Annotated in this window: 13 protein-coding genes and 4 pseudogenes; 13 read left to right on the top strand and 4 right to left on the bottom strand. The window is 69.8% G+C overall.

The features are described 5' to 3' along the window. Window positions 1–122: 122 nt before the first annotated feature. From ABT041_RS06535 to ABT041_RS06505, 7 genes are all read left to right on the top strand, one after another. Window positions 123–1277, top strand: coding sequence for a VOC family protein (locus tag ABT041_RS06535; protein WP_351179921.1), 1155 nt, complete (start codon window positions 123–125; stop codon window positions 1275–1277). A gap of 28 nt (window positions 1278–1305) precedes the next feature. Further along, window positions 1306–2295: a fumarylacetoacetate hydrolase family protein gene (locus ABT041_RS06530; protein ID WP_351179918.1), complete on the top strand. Its 990-nt coding sequence runs from the start codon at window positions 1306–1308 to the stop codon at window positions 2293–2295. A 7-nt stretch (window positions 2296–2302) separates the two neighbouring features. Beyond that, window positions 2303–3961, top strand: coding sequence for a bifunctional 3-(3-hydroxy-phenyl)propionate/3-hydroxycinnamic acid hydroxylase MhpA (gene mhpA, locus ABT041_RS06525; protein WP_351179915.1), 1659 nt, complete (start codon window positions 2303–2305; stop codon window positions 3959–3961). Continuing rightward, the gene (locus ABT041_RS06520) at window positions 3958–5931 is read left to right on the top strand and encodes an acetoacetate--CoA ligase (RefSeq protein WP_351179912.1); all 1974 of its coding nucleotides are present in this window, start codon (window positions 3958–3960) and stop codon (window positions 5929–5931) included. Before mhpA ends, ABT041_RS06520 begins: the two co-directional genes overlap by 4 nt. A 230-nt stretch (window positions 5932–6161) precedes the next feature. After that, complete coding sequence (locus tag ABT041_RS06515; RefSeq protein WP_351179909.1) at window positions 6162–7217, top strand: AraC-like ligand-binding domain-containing protein; 1056 nt, start codon at window positions 6162–6164, stop codon at window positions 7215–7217. A gap of 137 nt (window positions 7218–7354) precedes the next feature. Then, a complete protein-coding gene (locus ABT041_RS06510) occupies window positions 7355–7714 on the top strand; it encodes a hypothetical protein (RefSeq protein ID WP_351179906.1) in 360 nt (119 codons plus the stop codon). A 106-nt stretch (window positions 7715–7820) separates the two neighbouring features. Next, a complete protein-coding gene (locus ABT041_RS06505; protein ID WP_351180031.1) occupies window positions 7821–8291 on the top strand; it encodes an RICIN domain-containing protein in 471 nt (156 codons plus the stop codon). A gap of 161 nt (window positions 8292–8452) precedes the next feature. On the opposite strand, the pseudogene ABT041_RS06500 reads toward ABT041_RS06505, so the two are convergent. Continuing rightward, window positions 8453–9209, bottom strand: a pseudogene (locus ABT041_RS06500) (transposase); the annotation flags it as partial. Window positions 9210–9346: 137 nt separating this feature from the next. Next, window positions 9347–9745 carry a hypothetical protein gene (locus ABT041_RS06495; RefSeq protein ID WP_351179903.1) on the bottom strand — a complete coding sequence of 133 codons (399 nt, stop codon included), beginning with the start codon at window positions 9743–9745 and terminating at the stop codon, window positions 9347–9349. 453 nt (window positions 9746–10198) lie between these two features. On the opposite strand from ABT041_RS06495, the pseudogene ABT041_RS06490 reads away from it, so the two are divergent. From ABT041_RS06490 to ABT041_RS06480, 3 genes and pseudogenes are all read left to right on the top strand, one after another. Beyond that, window positions 10199–10333 (top strand): annotated as a pseudogene (locus ABT041_RS06490) ((Fe-S)-binding protein); the annotation flags it as partial. A gap of 948 nt (window positions 10334–11281) precedes the next feature. Beyond that, window positions 11282–12196 carry a YncE family protein gene (locus ABT041_RS06485; RefSeq protein ID WP_351179900.1) on the top strand — a complete coding sequence of 305 codons (915 nt, stop codon included), beginning with the start codon at window positions 11282–11284 and terminating at the stop codon, window positions 12194–12196. 106 nt (window positions 12197–12302) lie between these two features. Beyond that, window positions 12303–13472, top strand: a complete 1170-nt coding sequence (locus ABT041_RS06480) for a hypothetical protein (RefSeq protein ID WP_351179897.1) — start codon at window positions 12303–12305, stop codon at window positions 13470–13472. A gap of 81 nt (window positions 13473–13553) precedes the next feature. On the opposite strand, the gene ABT041_RS06475 is transcribed toward ABT041_RS06480, so the two are convergent. Further along, window positions 13554–14027, bottom strand: a complete 474-nt coding sequence (locus tag ABT041_RS06475; RefSeq protein WP_351179894.1) for an AbfB domain-containing protein — start codon at window positions 14025–14027, stop codon at window positions 13554–13556. A 188-nt stretch (window positions 14028–14215) separates the two neighbouring features. Here ABT041_RS06475 and ABT041_RS06470 point away from each other — a divergent pair. Together ABT041_RS06470 and ABT041_RS06465 are read left to right on the top strand one after the other, a co-directional pair. After that, window positions 14216–14377: pseudogene (locus tag ABT041_RS06470) on the top strand (SAM-dependent methyltransferase); the annotation flags it as partial. Window positions 14378–14819: 442 nt separating this feature from the next. After that, window positions 14820–14918, top strand: a pseudogene (locus ABT041_RS06465) (IS481 family transposase); the annotation flags it as partial. A gap of 97 nt (window positions 14919–15015) precedes the next feature. Here ABT041_RS06465 and ABT041_RS06460 read toward each other — a convergent pair. After that, window positions 15016–15948 (bottom strand): NADP-dependent oxidoreductase, encoded by a 933-nt coding sequence (locus ABT041_RS06460; RefSeq protein ID WP_351179891.1) that lies wholly within the window; start codon window positions 15946–15948, stop codon window positions 15016–15018. 89 nt (window positions 15949–16037) lie between these two features. Between ABT041_RS06460 and ABT041_RS06455 the strand changes: the two genes are divergently transcribed. After that, window positions 16038–16976 (top strand): AraC family transcriptional regulator, encoded by a 939-nt coding sequence (locus ABT041_RS06455; protein ID WP_351179888.1) that lies wholly within the window; start codon window positions 16038–16040, stop codon window positions 16974–16976. The last annotated feature ends 125 nt before the right edge of the window (window positions 16977–17101 follow it).

The raw sequence follows: 17101 nt of genomic DNA, 5'->3' as shown, positions 1-17101 counted from the left end.
ACCGCGGAGGCGATGACCATCGCAGTCCTGATGAATCCATCATTTCTTGCCGCGAACGCCTTGACGATGGAACTCTCACAGTTGATGATTTCGTCATTAAGCAATGTCGCTTGGAGGACACCATGTCCGAAACCCGCGTCGACACAGTCGGCGTCCCGGACGTCAGGACGGCCCATCAGGACCTCCACAGCGCGCAGGGCGCCCTGCGCGGCGAACATCCCGGGCGGTCCCGCAACCCCGTGATCAAGGTGGCCGACCTGGCCTGGCTGGAGTTCGAGAAGCCCGACCTCGACCGGGCCGAGGTCTTCGCCCGGGACTTCGGCTTCGGCATCGCCGCCCGGAGCGAGAGCGAGCTGTGGCTGCGGGGCACCTTCGCCGGCTCACCGTGCATGGTGATCCGGCGCGGCCGGACCTCCCGTTTCATCGGCCCGGCGTTCCGCGCCGCCGAGCGGGCCGACCTGGACCGGCTGGCCCGCGCCACGGGCACGTCCGTACGGGACGCGGACGTGCCCGGCGGCGGCAAGGTGGTCGACCTGCTCGACCCCTCCGGCTTCCCGGTCCGGGTCGTGCACTGCGCCGAGGAACTGCCGGCGCTGCCCGAGCAGCAGCCGCTGCTGCTCAACTTCGGCACCGAACCCCGTCGCACGAACGTCACCCAGCGCCCGCCGCGTGAACCCTCCCGCATTCAGCGTCTGGGGCATGTGGTCCTGGAGACACGGGTGTTCGGGCGAGCCCTCGACTGGTACCTGGACACCCTCGGGATGATCGTGTCCGACTTCCTGTTCCTGGACGGCCAGCGCGGCCGCGGCCCGACGATGGCGTTCATCCGCTGTGACCAGGGCAGCCGGGCCGTCGACCACCACACGCTGGCCATGCACCTGGGCCCGGGCAACGGCTACGTCCACTCCGCCTACCAGGTGACCGACCTGGACTCGATCGCCGCTGGCGGCGAGTACCTGGCCGAGCGCGGCTACCAGCGCAGCTGGGGCATCGGCCGTCACATCCAGGGCAGCCAGCTCTTCGACTACTGGCGCGACCCCGACCGCTTCATGCTGGAGCACTTCGCCGACGGCGACCTGTTCTCCTGCGACCTGGAGCCCGGCTGGGCACCCATGTCGACCACCGGCCTCGCCCAGTGGGGACCTCCTGCCACCCGCGACTTCCTCGGCGCGAGCCCCACCCCGCAGCGGGTCCGTGACGTCATCGAAGCCCTGCGAGGCGACAACGAGATGGACCCGGCACGCCTGCTCGGCCTGCTCAAAGCCGCCAAGTCCTGAACCCCAACCCCCTCACGAAGGTACTGACATGAGCACCAACGTCCTGCGCACCGCCGATGGATGGTGGGTCCTCCTTCCCCAAGCTCTCGACTCCGCTCGAGCAGGGGAGACCCCATTCGACCGGGCCGTTCCCGTCGACACCAAGGCCGCCACCACCGCCGAGCTGATCGCCGACCGGGAGGCGGTGCGCGAGGCCGCCCTCTCCGGGGAGGCGGGCACGCCCGTCGCCGACCTGGTCGTCCTCTCGCCGGTCACCACTCCCTGCCGCGTGGTCGCACAGATGGTCAACTACCGCAGCCACGCCCGCGACTCGGGCTTCACCGGCGACATCCCGCCCGCCTTCTTCCGCAAGGCGTCCGGGTCGGTGAGCGGCCCGGGCGAGGCGATCGTCCGGCCGTCGCACGTGAAGTTCCTCGACTACGAGATCGAACTCGGGCTCGTCATGGGCGCACCCCTGCCCGTCGGCACCGTGGTCGAGGAGCGCGACCTGCCGTCGTACGTCGCCGGGCTGGTGATCACGAACGACGTCAGCGCCCGTGAGGTGCAGCTGACCAAGACGCAGTTCTACGAGAGCAAGTCGTACCCGACCTTCACACCGACCGGGCCCTACCTGGCGCTCCTTGAGCCCGAGGACTTCGTCCACCTCCTCGATCTGCGGCTGCGGCTGTCGGTCAACGGCGAGCTGCGTCAGGACCGCACTCTCGCCGACATGATCGTCCGCCCGGCCCAGGCGCTGACCCTGCTGGCCCGCTTCCAGACCCTCGACCCCGGCGACCTGCTGCTCACCGGGACCCCCGGCGGCACGGCCCTCAAGGCCCCGCCCAAGGCGGTCGAGAAGATCGGCGCGCTGCTGCCGCCCGCCGTGAAGTGGAAGGCGTTCTTCAGGAGCCAGGCGCGTAACCCGCACTACCTGCACACGGGTGACGTGATCACGGCGACGATCTCGACCGCGGACGGGCGGATCGCCCTCGGCGAGCAGCGCACGCCCGTCACGGACACGAAGCAAGACCCGAGGTGAGCCGCACATGACCGCCGACCAGGCCGGACCCCGGGACACCGCACCCGGGCCCGCACAGACGGCCCCGGTACGCGGGCCCGCACAGACAGCCCCCGCACAGACAGCCCCCGCACCCGTCGTGATCATCGGCGCCGGGCCGGTGGGCGTGACCGCCGCCCTCCTTCTCGCCCGGCGCGGTATTCGCACCGTCATCCTGGAACGCCACCAGGACGTCTACCCGCTCCCGCGTGCCGTCGCGACCGACGACGAGGTGCGCCGCATCCTCCAGGCCGCAGGCGTGGGGGAGGAGTTCGCCGCGATCGCCCGCCCCGCGAACGGACTTCGGCTGCTTGACGCCCGGCACCGGGTCATGGCCGAGTTCCGGCGCTCCGAGCACGGCCATCACGGCTACCCGCAGACCAGCATGTTCGACCAGCCCGAGCTGGAACGACTGCTGCGCGACGCCCTCGCCCAGCGCCCGGAGTGCGAGCTGCGGGGCGGTGTCGAGGTCACAGGCGTCGGCCCGGACCCGACCGGCCCCGTGCGCGTTACCTACCGCGACGACGACGGTGAGCATCATCTGTGGGCCGAGGCGGTCCTCGGCTGCGACGGCGCGGGCAGTCTCACCCGTGCCGCCATCGGCGCCGAATGGGAAGACCTGCGCTTCGAGGAGCGCTGGACCGTCATCGACGTCCGCACGAAGGCCGACGTCCGCTGCTGGGAAGGCGTCGACCAGGTCTGCGACCCTCACCGGCCGGCGACGTTCATGCGCGTCGGTGAGGACCGCTACCGCTGGGAGTTCCGGCTGCAAGAAGGGCAGGAACCGGTCCGCGAGCTGATCGCCCCGTGGCTGTCGCCCTCGTACGACGGGGACTTCGACGTCGTACGGGAGACGCAGTACACCTTCCGGGCGCGGGTGGCCGACCGGTGGCGCAGCGGACGGGTCTTCCTCCTCGGCGACGCCGCCCACCTCACCCCGCCGTTCATCGGGCAGGGGCTGTGCTCGGGCCTGCGTGATGCCTACAACCTCACCTGGAAGCTGGCCCGCGTCCTGGGCCAGGGCGGCGACGAGCGGCTGTTGGACACGTACGAGAGCGAGCGCAAGCCGCACGCACGGCATGCGATCCGGCTCGCGGTCGCCATGGGCTGGGCCATGACCGGAGGCCAGGACGGCGCCGCCGCGCTGCGCCGCAGGATCCTGGCCGTGGCCTGCCGCATGCCCGGCCTCACCGCGGTGGCGGGCCGCGACCTCAGCCCACCCCTGACCGCCGGGCCCCTCGTCCGGCGCCGTATGCGGAAGAGCCTCGTGGGCACCCACTGCCCCCAACCATGGGTGACACTCGACGGCCGGCGCACCCGCCTCGACGAACTGCTCGGCGACAGCTTCACCGTCCTGACCGCCGCCGAACCCTGGCCCTCGCTGCGCGCCCTGGCCCACGGGCTCGGCGTCCCGGCGATCCCCGTGAGCGACCTCCGTGACGACGGCACCCTCGCCGCCTGGCTGCGCGCCGGCCGGGCGGACGCCGTCCTGCTGCGTCCCGACCGCGTCGTCATGGACGTCGTCCCGGCCGGCCGGCACGACTTCACGGACACCGCCGCCTGGGCGTCTCTCCTGCACACCACGCGCAGCCCCGACCCTTCCCCACGGACCGTAGAGAACAGCCTGCCGAGGAGCGCCGCACGATGACCAGGCCGTACCCGGAACCCTTCACGACGCCCGATCCGCAGGTCGTCGCCGACAGCCGCATCACGGACTTCGCCCGCCACGCCGGGCTCGCCGGCACCGACTACGCCGCCCTGCACCACTGGTCGGTCACCGACCTGGAAGGCTTCTGGGGCGCGGTGTGGGACTACTTCGACATCGACGCGTACTCCCCGTACGAGCAGGTGCTGGCGGAGGAGCGGATGCCGGGCGCCCGCTGGTTCCCCGGCGCCACCCTCAACTACACCCACCACGCCCTGCGCAACCTCACCGACGACAGTGTGGCGATCATCGCCCTCGACGAGACCGGCTCCAGCCGCGAGGTGACCGGCGGCCGGCTGCGCGCCCAGGTCGCCTCCGTCGCCGCCACCCTGCGCGACCTGGGCGTCGGCAAGGGGGATCGGGTCGTCGGCTACCTGCCCAACACCCCGCACGCGATCGTCGCCTTCCTCGCCGCCGCGAGCCTGGGCGCCGTCTGGTCGGTCTGCGGGCAGGACTACGCCCCCAAGGCCGCCGCCGACCGCTTCGCCCAGCTCGAACCCACCGTTCTGATTTCGGCCGACGGCTACCTCTTCAACGGCGCCACCCACGATCGTCGCGACGCCACCCTCGAACTCGTCGGCGCGCTGCCGACATTGAAGGCCACCCTGCTGGTGGACCACGTGGGCCTGCCGTGGCCGTCACACGCGTACCCGTCACTCGTGGTGCCGTGGGAGGAAGCCTCCACGCGCACCGAGGAGCTCACCTGCACACCGGTGCCGTTCGACCACCCGCTGTGGGTCGTGTTCTCCTCGGGCACCACCGGCCTGCCCAAGGGCATCGTCCACGGCCACGGCGGCGTCCTGCTCGAACATCTCAAGACCCTCGGACTGCACTCCGACCTCGGCCCCGGCGACCGCCTCCTGTGGTACACCACCACCCACTGGATGATGTGGAACCTGGTCGCCTCCACGCTGCTCACCGGCGCCACCACATGCACCTACGACGGCAGCCCGGCACCCTTCGCGAAGCTCGACGTCCTGTGGGAGCTGGCCGCGCGCCACCGGGTGTCCGTCTTCGGCACCAGCCCCCAGTACCTGCTGGGCATGGCCAAGCACGGCATCGACCCCTCCGTGCACGACCTGTCGTCGATCCGCGTGGTCGGCTGCACCGGCTCCGCACTGCCGGCCTCCGCCTACCCCTGGGTCCGCCGGCACGTCGGCGACCACGTCCTGCTCGCGTCCATCAGCGGCGGCACGGACGTCGTCTCGGGCTTCGCCGGCAGCGCCCCCAACACACCGGTGTGGGCCGGAGAGCTCTCAGCCCCCCAGCTGGCCGTGGCCCTGGCCGCCTACGACGCCGAGGGCGTCCCGATCGTGGACCAGGTCGGGGAGCTGGTCGTCACCCGCCCGATGCCGTCCATGCCGCTGTACTTCTGGAACGACCCCGACGGCACCCGCTACCGCGACGCCTACTTCTCCTCCCACCCCGGCGTGTGGCGGCACGGCGACTGGATCACCGTCACCGGACACGGCTCCGTGATCGTCCACGGCCGCTCCGACAGCACCCTGAACCGCAACGGCGTACGTCTGGGCAGCGCCGACATCCACGACGTCGTCGAACGCCTCCCCGAGATCACGGAGGCCCTCGTCATCGGCGCGGAAGAACCCGACGGCGGCTACTGGATGCCGCTGTTCGTGGCCCTCGCAGCCGGTGTGCCCCTGGACGACCCGCTCCGCGAGAAGATCAAGGAGGCGATCCGGACCGGCGCCTCACCCCGCCACGTCCCCGACGAGATCCTGGAAGTCCCCGGCATCCCGCACACCCGCACCGGCAAGAAGCTCGAAGTCCCCGTCAAGCGCCTCCTTCAGGGCGCCCCGGTCGAGCAGGTCGTCAACCCGGCAGCCGTGGACGCCCCCGACCTCATCGACCACTTCGCCCGCCTGGGTGCGGAACGCCGGGGCCGGTCGACATGACAGCCGCGCGGATCACCCTCGCCGTCGTGCTGGCCCTGGTCTTTCTGCCACTGGGAGCGGCGAAGGTCGCGGCGGTGCCGTTCATGCGCCAGGCGGCAGCGCACCCTCCTCGGTGAACTCGGCCTCATAGCAGCCTGTCAGGGGCTCACGACCCGGTGGGGTGGAGGGCGGCCGTGCGACAGCCGGGTGAGAGGCTGTTGGGCGGGCGCGCCGAAGTGTGGGGGGAACACGTGGGTTTGCTGGCTTTGACGGATGCCGCCGGGGCGGGGGAGGACAGGTTCGACTGGTTCCGCGAGACGGTGTCCAGCACGGTCATGCCTGTCATGCTCAGTACACGCCATGCGGCCGACTTCCGGGCGAGCATGACGGAGGTGGATCTCGGCGTGGTGCGGCTGTCCGCCGTGGCCTGCTCGCCGGTGGTCTCACGCCGCACCTCGACTCATGTCCGGCGCGGCGATCCCGAGTGCCTGCAGCTGGCACTCATCACCCAAGGCGAGGTGCGGATTTCCCAGTACGGCAACGAAGCGGTGGTCGCGGGGGGACTCGTGCTCACGGACACCTCACGGCCGAGCGAGGGGGTCTGCGCGGAGGGACAGATCGAGTCGGTGGTCATGCAGATGCCCCGTCAGTCGCTGGGACTGACCGCCGACCGACTGGACCGCCTCCTCGCACGGGACCTGACAACGGATGTGGGATCAGGGGCGATCCTCGCCGACTTCCTGAAGACACTGCTCACACGAGGGCCGCAATGTGACCCGGAGGAGCTGCGCGGAGCGGGGGCCGTCGCTCTCGACCTGACCACGGCGTTTCTCGCGCGGCGGCTCGGTGACCCGCGTCAGGCGCCTGCCGAGGCGCGCGCGCGGGAGACGCTGCAGCGGATCTACCGCTTCATCGAGAGCAATCTCGGCGACCCGGACCTGACTCCCGAGGTGATAGCCGAGTGGCACAACATGTCCGTGCGGGGTCTCTACCGCCTGTTCGACGACCAGCCCCGGACCGTCGCGGCACACATCCGTCAGAGCTGGCTGGAGCACGCCCACGCCGACCTCGCATCCGGAGAACGCAGCGCTGAGCCCGTTCAGGCGATCGCGGCGCGCTGGGGCTTCCCCCGTGCGACCGGCTTCAGCCGGGCGTTCCGCGAAGCCTACGGAATCAGCCCTGTCGAACACCGTGCCCTCTCCCTGGCCGGCCCGCGGCACGCAGAGGACAGGAACCCGGCAGGCCATGCACACCACGGCGCGCCGCCCGGTCCTACATTCTCCGTTGGGGACAGCACCACAGCGTGAGCGGAGCCACGGGACAACAGACCCGGCCCGCCGCCCGGCGTGCCATCGACGGTGGCGTCGGCCTGTGACAGTCGTGTCTCCACACCCCTCGCCTTCCGGCGAGGGGGCGTCCGAGCTCCATCTCATGGGGGACATGAATGAGCGTGACCAAGAAGGCTGCCACCACTGTCGCGGCCTGCGCCCTGGCCTTCGCCGGGGTTGTGGGCTCAGCGGGTCAGTCGTTCGCCGGATCGAACGGCCAGCAGATCCACTTCCACGACACCAGCACCGTCGTCTACTCGATCCGCATCGAGGGCTACAACCAGAACGGCGACCCGGTGTCGGGATGCTTCCTCACGCCGAGCAGGGACACCTGGATCAGCGGATGGTGGTGGAAGGGAGAGGTCAGCGTCACCTTCTACAGGAACAACTCCTGCTCCTTCGCCACGTATTACGGCGACACGATCGCGTGGGTCCCGACCGAGTGGAGCAGTGACTGGATGACCGTCTACTCCTGACCCCGCCTGTCCAATCCGAGATGAAAGAGAGAGCAGAATGCGCATACCGACGGGAATGGGCGGGTGGGTTCGCCGCGCTGTCGGAATCATGGCGGCGAGTGTGCTGATGTTCCTGTGCCTGCCCGCGTCGTCTGCGTCGGCGGCCATCGGCAGCGACTGGCAGCGACTCACCAACCTGAACGCGACGAAGTGTCTTGAGATCGCGGACTGGAGCACGGCGAACGGCGCTGCCGCCCGGCAGTGGGACTGCCATCTGGGGTACAGCCAGCAATGGTGGTTCGCGCGCAACGGCACGCTGATCAATGCCCAGAGCGGTAGGTGCCTCGAGATCGCGGACTGGAGCACCGCGAACGGTGCTGCGGCGCGGCAGTGGGACTGCCACGGCGGGGCCAACCAGCAGTGGGAGTGGGCCGGCACCACGACCTACGACGGACTCGACGTGATCGCTCTCATCAACGTGAACAGCGGTAAGTGCCTTGAGATCGCGGACTGGAGCACCGCGAACGGTGCTGCGGCCCGCCAGTGGGACTGCCACTACGGGGACAACCAGCTGTGGTACGCCGGCGACATTCCCTAGCCTCGATCTTTCGTGACGGCCCGTCGGTTCATCCGGCGGGTCGTTTCGGTTGTTCGGGCCGGTGATGGGTAGGGCGATAGCCCGGCTGTCGCGTCGGGTGTGCGTCGGGTTCCACTGCTCCGGTCTGGGTGGTGCTTCTCGCAGGGACGGGAACGTGCTGGTCAGCCGGGGTTCGGGAGGGCTTCGAGCGTGCCGCGGCGTCGGTGATCACGCTGGTCCAGGGCCAGTGGCGAGCAAATCGCAGGTGGCGGCGGGCGGTGGTGACGATCTGGGCGGCGGCGGAGAACAGGCGGAGCCGGAGACGACGAGGCTCCCGCCTGCGGGGTTCGCCGGTCAGGGCGAGCATGGCATCCAGGCCAGCAGGTCCAGGGCGATCTGGACGATCTCCAGCCAGATCCGGTTCTGCGCTGTGTCGTGCAGGGGGGCAGGTTGCGCAGGCCGGTGGCCCGCGCGGCCCGGATGCGGTCCTCGGCTCTCGCGCGTTGGCGGTGGCGCAGTTCGAGTGCGGCGATCGGGACGTCGGTGGTGTTGGTGGCGAACGCCGTGAGCCGCAGCCCATCGGCATCGGTGAAGCGCAACTGCGCGCCGGGGTGCGGCCGTTCCTTGCGGACGATGAGCCGCATCCCCTTCGGCCAGCCCTTCAGAACGTCCCCGTCGAGTTCGGCGACCCAGGCGCCGTCGCGGATCTCGCCGCCCCGGCCCGACTGCCACCGCCCACGCGGCGGGCGGGACCTTGAGGACGGCCTGGTGGATGGCGTCGGTGATGGTCATGCCGACCGAGTACGACAGCCACCTGCCCCGCTTCGCGAGCCAGGCGACGAACTCGCGGGTGCCGCCTCCGGAGTCGGTACGAATCAGCGCCTGACGTCCGCGCCGGTACTTCTCCGGTAGCTGGGCCAGGGCGAGCTGGGCCGTGGTGCAGGATCTTCCCACATGAGGAGTGCTTCTTTCCGCGCGACGACCTGGACCCTAGACAAGTCTCATCAATGCTGATCAGGAGCACTCTTCGCGTTTCTGATCACTCCTCGGACGACCGTCTGCCCGACAGAAGAAGGCTAGGCCGGTGCGTCTGCGCCAATCCGGGCACGCCGTGTGCGATTCCGTAGGTGAACAATGAGCGGCAGGGCAGATCCGATCAGTGCCATGACGACGGCGGCGACCCAGTGCCGCGTCTGCTGGCCCATGAGCAGGCACGAGACGGCACCGAAGCAGGCACCCGCTGCCGGGACCAGGGGCGCGTGCCGACCGGCGGTCGTATCGGTGAGAGAGGCCACGCTGAAGTGGGCGACGATGAATCCGACAAACAGGGCGAATGTGTACCATCCTCCGCCGTCAGGGAGGGCGTAGCCCTTACGGGTTCGCTCCAGTCCCAAATCAACGGCCCCGGCGACTGCCCAGAAGAACGCGCTGGAAGCCACCACGCCGAGAGCGACGCGCCACGCCGTATTCGTCATGCCGGGATCGTATGAGCGATGAGTGGAGTTCGGCCAGGGCGTTGTTCCGGCCCGCCCTGTACAGAGAGACGTGGCTTCGGCGTCGAGGATGGCGAGCAGCTGCCGGGGCGATGCACCGCTTCACCTGGAAAGTGTCGCCGCCTGGTACGGGAACCAGAACCTCAGTAATCTCCATCCTCGCTGTTCAGAGGCGCTTCCCGCATCCCTGATCACGTGCTGGACAGACCGCTTCGTGAAAGCGCGAGGCCTAGCACGTCTATATCCCCGCTGAACCGATCACACCGCATGGGACTGGTCCCTCACCGCTCGACATGAAGTTGCTTCGGATCGGGGCACCGGGCGACGGCACGCAGCGGCGATGCTCCGGCGCCCGGTCCCCGACGGACTGTGGGCGGAGGTGAAGGAGCGCGGGCTGCTGCCCGAGGACGTACCGACCCCGGGGCGGACGGGCTGATGCGGATCGCTCTGTTCAGCACCTGCTTCAACGACACCATGTTCCCCGGCACTGGGAAGGCCGTGGTCGAGGTCCTTGAACGGCTCGGCCACCGCGTCGACTTCCCGCGGGAGCAGAGACTGGTCGGGGAACTGGCTTTGCCGGTCGCCGCACAGGTACTGGGTGACCGGCGCGTCGTTCGTGGTGCGGGCCGCCTCGGCCGAGAGGCACAGGCCGCTGAACAGGTTGCGGACCGAGTGGACCGGTCCTGCCGGTCCGGTGGTCTCCTGGATGGGTACCAGGACCGCTCTCGACGCGGCGCGCCTGAACGACCGCGACCGACGGCGTAGTACTGCCCGCAGGGCCCGGGAGTATGACGGCCCGCCTCTCGGCCGTTCGCACGCACCTCGTCCGCTGCCACCGCCACCACCCGCCACCTCGAGGTCACGTCCGCACCCACCCTCGTCGCGTCCGCGACGGCGAGCCGGTGACCACCGCCGCAGAGGTCAAGCTCTGATCGAGCCGTACCTCTGGGTCACGTACGGGGGAAGCCACGCGGGCACACGGGCGAACGACCGATGGCGCCGCCGCTGGTCGGGCGCGGAGCCCTCAGGCTCGCCCTGGCCGCGGCCCGGTGCCGGCCCGGTACGGGTGCCGTCCTGCGACGGGAGCTCACCCCGCGCCGCGTGGGGCCGCTGGCCCGGGCCCGCCGACACCGGCACGAGCCGGCCCCGGCCCCGCGGCCGGTGCCGGCGCGATCACCCGGATTCGACAGCTCGCTCATCGAGGGGTTCGAGGGGCCGGTCACCCCAGTCGGCCGCGTCGACCAGGTCGCGCCAGTCGGGCAGTGTGCCGGCCCGGCACGTCACTGCGCAGCAACTGCCGGTGAAGCTCAGCACCGTCAGCGTGCTCCCGTCGTTCCAAGCGTCCTCCGCGGGGTGACGCGCGGATCCCCGGGATGCCGTGAGAGACGGCGGGCGGGATAATGGTGCTCGACTCGTGGTGCGCACTCCGGGGCTTTCGATGCCGCCGGCGCCTTCGCGTGCGCGCGGCGCGCGGGACGGCCGAACCGCCCAGACCACCACAACCGAGTGAGTCATGCGATGAGTGACACACTGCACGCCCCCGTCGTGGGCGTCATCCCGGTGGGAGCGGAGCCGGTCGCGCTCGCCACCGACGGCAACGACCGGATATTCGTCACCAACAGCGGTGACAACACCGTATCGGTGATCAATCCCGCGACCGCCACCGTCACGAAGACCGTCCAGGTCGGAATCGCCCCGCAAAGCGTGGCGGTCGACCCGCAGTTCGGCGGGTACGTCGCCAATGGCGGCGGCGCCACCGTCTCGGTCATCGACCATGCGAACACCGTCACCACCACGATCGGCACGGGCCCCGTCCCGCCCGTTCCACCAGCCGACACGACAAGGGTGGCCGTCGACCATTTCGCGAGCCGTGCCTACGCGACCCTGCGCGCCGCCGACCGCATCGCGGTGATCCACACCAGCGGCACTCCTCCCCACCTGCAGGGTTTCATCGACGTACCCCGTCCCCTCGGGATCGCACTGCATCCCTTCAAGCACCGCTTGTACGTCACCCAGCCCGACTTCGACACCGTCTCGGTCCTGGCCCCCAAGACCGGTGAGTTCCCCGTGACCATCCCCGTCGGGCAGCGGCCGACCGGCATCGCGATCGACCACACGAGGGGGCGCGTGTACGTCGCGAACTCCGCCTCCCACACCGTGTCCGTGATCGACACGGCCAGCGGCGGCGTCCTCGACGTCGACGTCCTCGCGCCCCCGGTCGCCGTGGCGCTGGATCCTCAGGGCAACGCCTACGTCGGCCATGCGGACGGCACGCTGAGGATCATCGATGCCGCGACCCATGGGGTCACCGCCGGCGTCACCGTCGGATCCGGGGCGGTGGCGGGCCTGGTGTACGAGCCGTTCCACAAGCGCGTGTACGCGGCCGACAGCGCCGACGACACCGTCTCGGTCTTCGATCTCACGGGCGGTTGACGGACGTCGCCGGCCTCGCGCTGCCGGCGGCGTCCCGGCCACCGGGCCACCGCGTGCATCACCGCACCGAACACCTCAAGCTCACCACGACCACTGGAGGACGACCATGGGTGACTTCGTCGTGAACACGTCCCTCGCAGGAGGCCAGTCGCAGCCCTGCGCGGACGCACTGAACACCAGCGGCCTGTTCACCGCACTGTGGGCGGACGACGGCGACGCCAGCATCAAGGGGCAGCGGCTCGACTCCGCGGGCTCGAAGGTCGGTACGGAGTTCGTCGCCAGCGTGGCGTCCCAGCCCGGCGGCAACACGAACCGCCGGTGGCCCTTCCTGGACTCCGTCGGGACGGACACCTTCGCCGCATGGATCGAGCAACCCTTCAACCAGCCCCCGCCCACCCCCGCGGTGGTGCTGCGCCGATTCACCGGCGCGCAACCGGCCGGGCCACCGGTCCAGGTCAGCACCGACGACATCGACCCTCAGTTCCCGCCCGCGGTCACCCGGATGATCGACGGCGGCTGCCTGGTCGTCTGGACGGGCGCCTCGAGCGACAAGCGCGTACGCGCGCAGCGCTTCACCCCCGAAGGGCAGAAGGCGGGCTCGGAGATCGCCGTGAACACCACCGCGGCCTTCCACACCGACGCGTCCGTGACGCTCCTGAGCAACGGGGACTACGTCGTGGCCTGGACGAACGGCCAGCCGGTAGGGGGCGGAGGGCTCATCTACCGCGTCTTCGCATTCGACGGAAGCCCCCGGACCGGCGAGAAGCGCCCCAATATCGCGGGCTTCACGGGACGTGGCGCGCTGACGGGTCTCGACAACGGGTGCTTCGTCGCCGCACACGTCAAACCGACGGTCAATAGCGACCTCGGAGTCATGCAGAGCACGGTCTCGGCGGCCGTCATCGACCCGGCTGCGGACGGCGTCGTCATCAGCGCCTCCGCGGGTTCACCGAAGCACTTCAACCGCACCTCCCCGGCGCTGACGGCCCTTCCGGGCGGGCAGTTCGTGCTGGCCTGGGTGGAGAAGAGCGCGGACACCGTCCAGACGGTGCCCACCGTGATGGCCCAGCTCTGCTCGGACAGCCAGCTGGAAATCGGACCGAAGGTCGCGGCCAGCTCCGGCACCGAGGGAAACCGCTTCCACCTCAGTGCCGCGGCCGTGTTCGGCAACGGCTCTCCCAGCAGCGTGTTCCTGTCGTGGGCCGACATGGCGACCGGCGGCGACACGACGATCCGGGGCAGCGTCCTCGCCGCCGCCCCCGGCGGGCTGTCCTGACCGGCGTACGGGCCCGCCCCGACCACGTCGGGGCGGGCCTCCGGTCACTCGTCGACGACTCCGTATCGCCAGAGCGACCCTTTACGGGACCGGTGCGAGCGGCGCGGCGATCCTGAAGCACGCGGACTGGAGCTCTGCGGGAGTGCTCACCGGTTCGGCGAAGAGATGGAAGTCCCGGTGCCGGATGAAGCGATCGGGGAATCTCACCGACCGGAACGAGACCTGGTTCGGATCGATTTCCGCCCTTTCGAGGGCGAAGGTCGAGTCCTCGCGTACCTCGGCTGCGACGGCGGGGTCGATGATGCCCGTGAAGAACTTGCTCTCCATCCGGAAGTCGTCGAACGTCATGAACCGCAAACAGAAGCCCAGCGGCGGCAAGGCGCGCAGCAAACGGCCCGTCGTCCCGAAGTCCAGGCTCGTTCCGTCCCACTCGAAGGTGGCGTCGGCACGATCCCCGTCGGTCTCGATCTTGGCGATGTCGACACTGCCGTCACGATCGATGATGAAGAAGTCCGGGAAATTGTTGGAAAAGAGCGAAAGCCTGTGCGCGGCCATGGGAATCCTCCAAGGAGGTATCGAAGGCATGTCCGTAGGACTCGGGTGCGCTGTTTCCAGCATGCGCTCTCAGGGAAATGCGCGCCAATGCTTCACGTAGTTGTCAATTCTATTGAAAGCGTTACCTATTGCTCGCTGCGACACCGGCCCAACCCGTTCGGGGGACCTCTCCTTCTTCGGGACCGACGGTCCGGTTCGACCACAAGGTGGCACCTGCCTACAGCTGGGCGGCGGACCACCTCGCCGAACTGCTGACTGATGCCGGGCTCGTTCCCGTTGCCCGACTGCTCCACGATCCGGCCTCCGAACGGGGCTTCCTCGACGCTTATTTGCTGGCCCGCCGTTCGTAGGGCCTGCCCGGCAATACCCGCCGGAGGTGCCGGCGCACCTCCGGACTGCCGACTCGGCAGGCACTCGCTGATCCGGCACGGTCGGCACCTGGCGGCGTCGCTTCATCGAACCTGCGCGGACGAGAAGTCGCAGATGGCACTTGCACCCGACTTGCCGCACCTGGCTCACGTGAACGCCGGCTCGAGGTTCGGCTGCCTCGTGAGCCGGCCTCGTCCGCCGGCGCCGATCGTGTTCGGGCCGATGGTGACGGGCTGTGAGCCTCTTTCCTGGTGGAGGGAAAGAGATGGAACGCCTAGGCAAGGGTGTGGTCCCCTGCGCGGATGAGCTTGTCGGTCGATGCTTCACCGCACCTGACCACGAAGAAGGGCCGACGAGTCGGTACATGGGCCGACGACCGGCACCTACGCGCCATCGTCGACGCGGCGAACGTTGCCTGACGCGGCCCGCAAACCCGGCCCGGCCCGGCTCGGCCCGATCCTGGGCTTGCCGGCCTGGATCGTGCACCGGATCCTGGTCCGTCATGGCCTGAACCGGCTGGCCTGTCGGCGACACGTGAACGTGCTCAGCCAGGTACGGGGGAACGGACCCAACGGCCGCGCGTCTGCGAGACTCGGATTCCGGGCCCGGCCACCTGGACTCACGGGATGATGAGGACCTTGCCCCGGGTCCGGCCCGCTTGGCTGAGACGGTGGACGTCGGCGAGGTCGGACAGGGGACGCGATGAGCTGATGTCGAGGCTGACCGTGCCCGCGTCGACGAGGTCCACAAGCGCCCCCAGGTCCGCAACATCGTTGCGGGCGACCATGTGCATCGCGCTCACGCCGGCGTCGAGAGGCGGCTCGATCGGGGTTGCGATCGACACGATCCGCCCTCCCCGCCGCACAAGAGGAGCCAGAGCCGCAGCGTCCTGCGGGCTCAACGGCGCCAGGTTGAGCAGGACGTCCACCGGGCCGTCGAGCGCGGTGCTCACCGGTCGAGCGGCGTAGTCCAGGACGTGGTCCGCCCCCTGCCGCAGGACCGCCTCGGTACTCCGGGGACCGGCCGTGGCGATCACCTCGGCCCCCGCGTACTTGGCAAGCTGCGTGACAAAGCCGCCGACGCCACCACCCGCACCGTTGACCAGCACCCGTTGGCCCACGGCCACCTTCCCGTGCTCGAACACCGCCTGCCACGCCGTCAGGCCGGCGACAGGAAGCGCTGCGGCGTGAGCGAGCGGGATGGACTTCGGTGCCGCGGTCAGCAAGGCGGCGGGTGCCCGGACGTATTCGGCAGCCGCGCCGCCGCCGTCGAGCCGTCCGATGACACGGTCGCCCACGGCGAACCCCTCCGCCCCTGCGCCGATCTCGGCCACGGTGCCGGCGACGTCCCAGCCGAGCGCGTAGGGCAAGTGCACGGGGAGGAACGCCTGCAGCAGTCCGGCACGCAACGCGGCCTCGGTGGGATTGAACGAGCTGGCGGCTACACGGATGAGCACTTCACCGGAGGCGGGGCGCGGACGCGGAACATCGTCGTAGTGGATCACGGAAGCATCGCCGAACTCGTGGATGCGTGCGGCCTTCATCATCGTCATGCCGTGAATCTACGAGGGAGGATGAGGACGAGCCATGCGCAAAAACTTCCTCATTCATACGCGATCGTCTCGCGCTCTACGCTCGGGGCATGGATGTACTGAGCGATGTGGTCGCGGTGACGCGGACCGGTCGACCCCGGTCGGCGTATGTGCGATGGCATGCCCCGTGGGGACAGGAGTTCTCCTCCGTACCAGGGTCGGCTGGCTTCCAGGTGGTCCTGCAGGGCTCCTGCTGGCTCCTGCCCGAGGACGCCGAACCCGTCCACCTCGGCACGGGAGACGTGGTGTTCCTGCCGCACGGCAAAGGGCACGTCCTGGCCGACAGCCCCGCGACCCCGGTGGCGACCCCTGCCTGCGACCCCGACGACCCGGAGCCGTACGACGCCTACGCATCGGACAGCGTCGATAGGAGCGGAGAAGGCGGTCCGGTCACCGTATTGCTCTGCGGGGCCTATCAGCTCGATCCGTCCCGCGCCCACCCGCTGTTGCTGTCCCTCCCGGATCTGATCCACCTGCCCGCGCACCCTGGCCGCCGTGCCGAGTTGGGCTTGGCGGTGGAGCTGCTCGCCGCCGAGCTGGAGACCCCGAGCCTGGGCACGGACGCGGCCGTCCCCGCACTTCTGGACACACTGCTGCTCTACATCCTGCGCATCTGGTTCGACGAACGGCCCCTGAGAGGGGGCCACACCACCGGATGGGCCGCCGCACTGAACGACCCGCCGGTCACCGCTGCCCTCCACGCCATCCACCGCGACCCGGCGGCGCCGTGGACAGTGGCGAAGCTCGCCGCGGAAGCCGGGCTCTCCCGGGCACCCTTCGCCAAACGCTTCACCCGGCTGGTAGGCCAGCCACCCCTGGCCTACCTGACCTGGTGGCGGATGACGACGGCAGCACGACTGCTACGGACAACGGACGCGCCGCTGAGATCGGTCGCCGCCCTCGTGGGCTACACGTCCGAGTACGCCTTCGCCCACACATTCAAACGCGCGCACGGCACCCCGCCCGGAACCTACCGCCGGAAGGGTTGACCCAAAGCGGGCACACCTGAGCACGTTCAGGATCGAGCGCCGCCTTCGAAGCGTCCTTTGCCGACATCACCGGCCACCTGATCGTGTGGCGGGTCGTCATGGGCATCGGCGCGGCCGTGATCACG

The organism is Streptomyces sp. NPDC002825 (genome assembly GCF_040295385.1).
Taxonomy (GTDB): Bacteria; Actinomycetota; Actinomycetes; order Streptomycetales; family Streptomycetaceae; genus Streptomyces.
This window is presented reverse-complemented; position numbering and strand designations above follow the sequence as displayed.

What these genes read in the sequence shown, in the direction of transcription:
- ABT041_RS06455 (WP_351179888.1), top strand. Translation starts at nt 16,038, where the DNA reads ATGGATGTACTGAGCGATGTGGTCGCGGTGACGCGGACCGGTCGACCC.
- ABT041_RS06495 (WP_351179903.1), bottom strand. Translation starts at nt 9,745, where the DNA reads ATGACGAATACGGCGTGGCGCGTCGCTCTCGGCGTGGTGGCTTCCAGC.
- ABT041_RS06530 (WP_351179918.1), top strand. Translation starts at nt 1,306, where the DNA reads ATGAGCACCAACGTCCTGCGCACCGCCGATGGATGGTGGGTCCTCCTT.
- ABT041_RS06485 (WP_351179900.1), top strand. Translation starts at nt 11,282, where the DNA reads ATGAGTGACACACTGCACGCCCCCGTCGTGGGCGTCATCCCGGTGGGA.
- ABT041_RS06520 (WP_351179912.1), top strand. Translation starts at nt 3,958, where the DNA reads ATGACCAGGCCGTACCCGGAACCCTTCACGACGCCCGATCCGCAGGTC.
- ABT041_RS06510 (WP_351179906.1), top strand. Translation starts at nt 7,355, where the DNA reads ATGAGCGTGACCAAGAAGGCTGCCACCACTGTCGCGGCCTGCGCCCTG.
- ABT041_RS06475 (WP_351179894.1), bottom strand. Translation starts at nt 14,027, where the DNA reads ATGGCCGCGCACAGGCTTTCGCTCTTTTCCAACAATTTCCCGGACTTC.
- mhpA (WP_351179915.1), top strand. Translation starts at nt 2,303, where the DNA reads ATGACCGCCGACCAGGCCGGACCCCGGGACACCGCACCCGGGCCCGCA.
- ABT041_RS06480 (WP_351179897.1), top strand. Translation starts at nt 12,303, where the DNA reads ATGGGTGACTTCGTCGTGAACACGTCCCTCGCAGGAGGCCAGTCGCAG.
- ABT041_RS06535 (WP_351179921.1), top strand. Translation starts at nt 123, where the DNA reads ATGTCCGAAACCCGCGTCGACACAGTCGGCGTCCCGGACGTCAGGACG.
- ABT041_RS06460 (WP_351179891.1), bottom strand. Translation starts at nt 15,948, where the DNA reads ATGACGATGATGAAGGCCGCACGCATCCACGAGTTCGGCGATGCTTCC.
- ABT041_RS06505 (WP_351180031.1), top strand. Translation starts at nt 7,821, where the DNA reads ATGTTCCTGTGCCTGCCCGCGTCGTCTGCGTCGGCGGCCATCGGCAGC.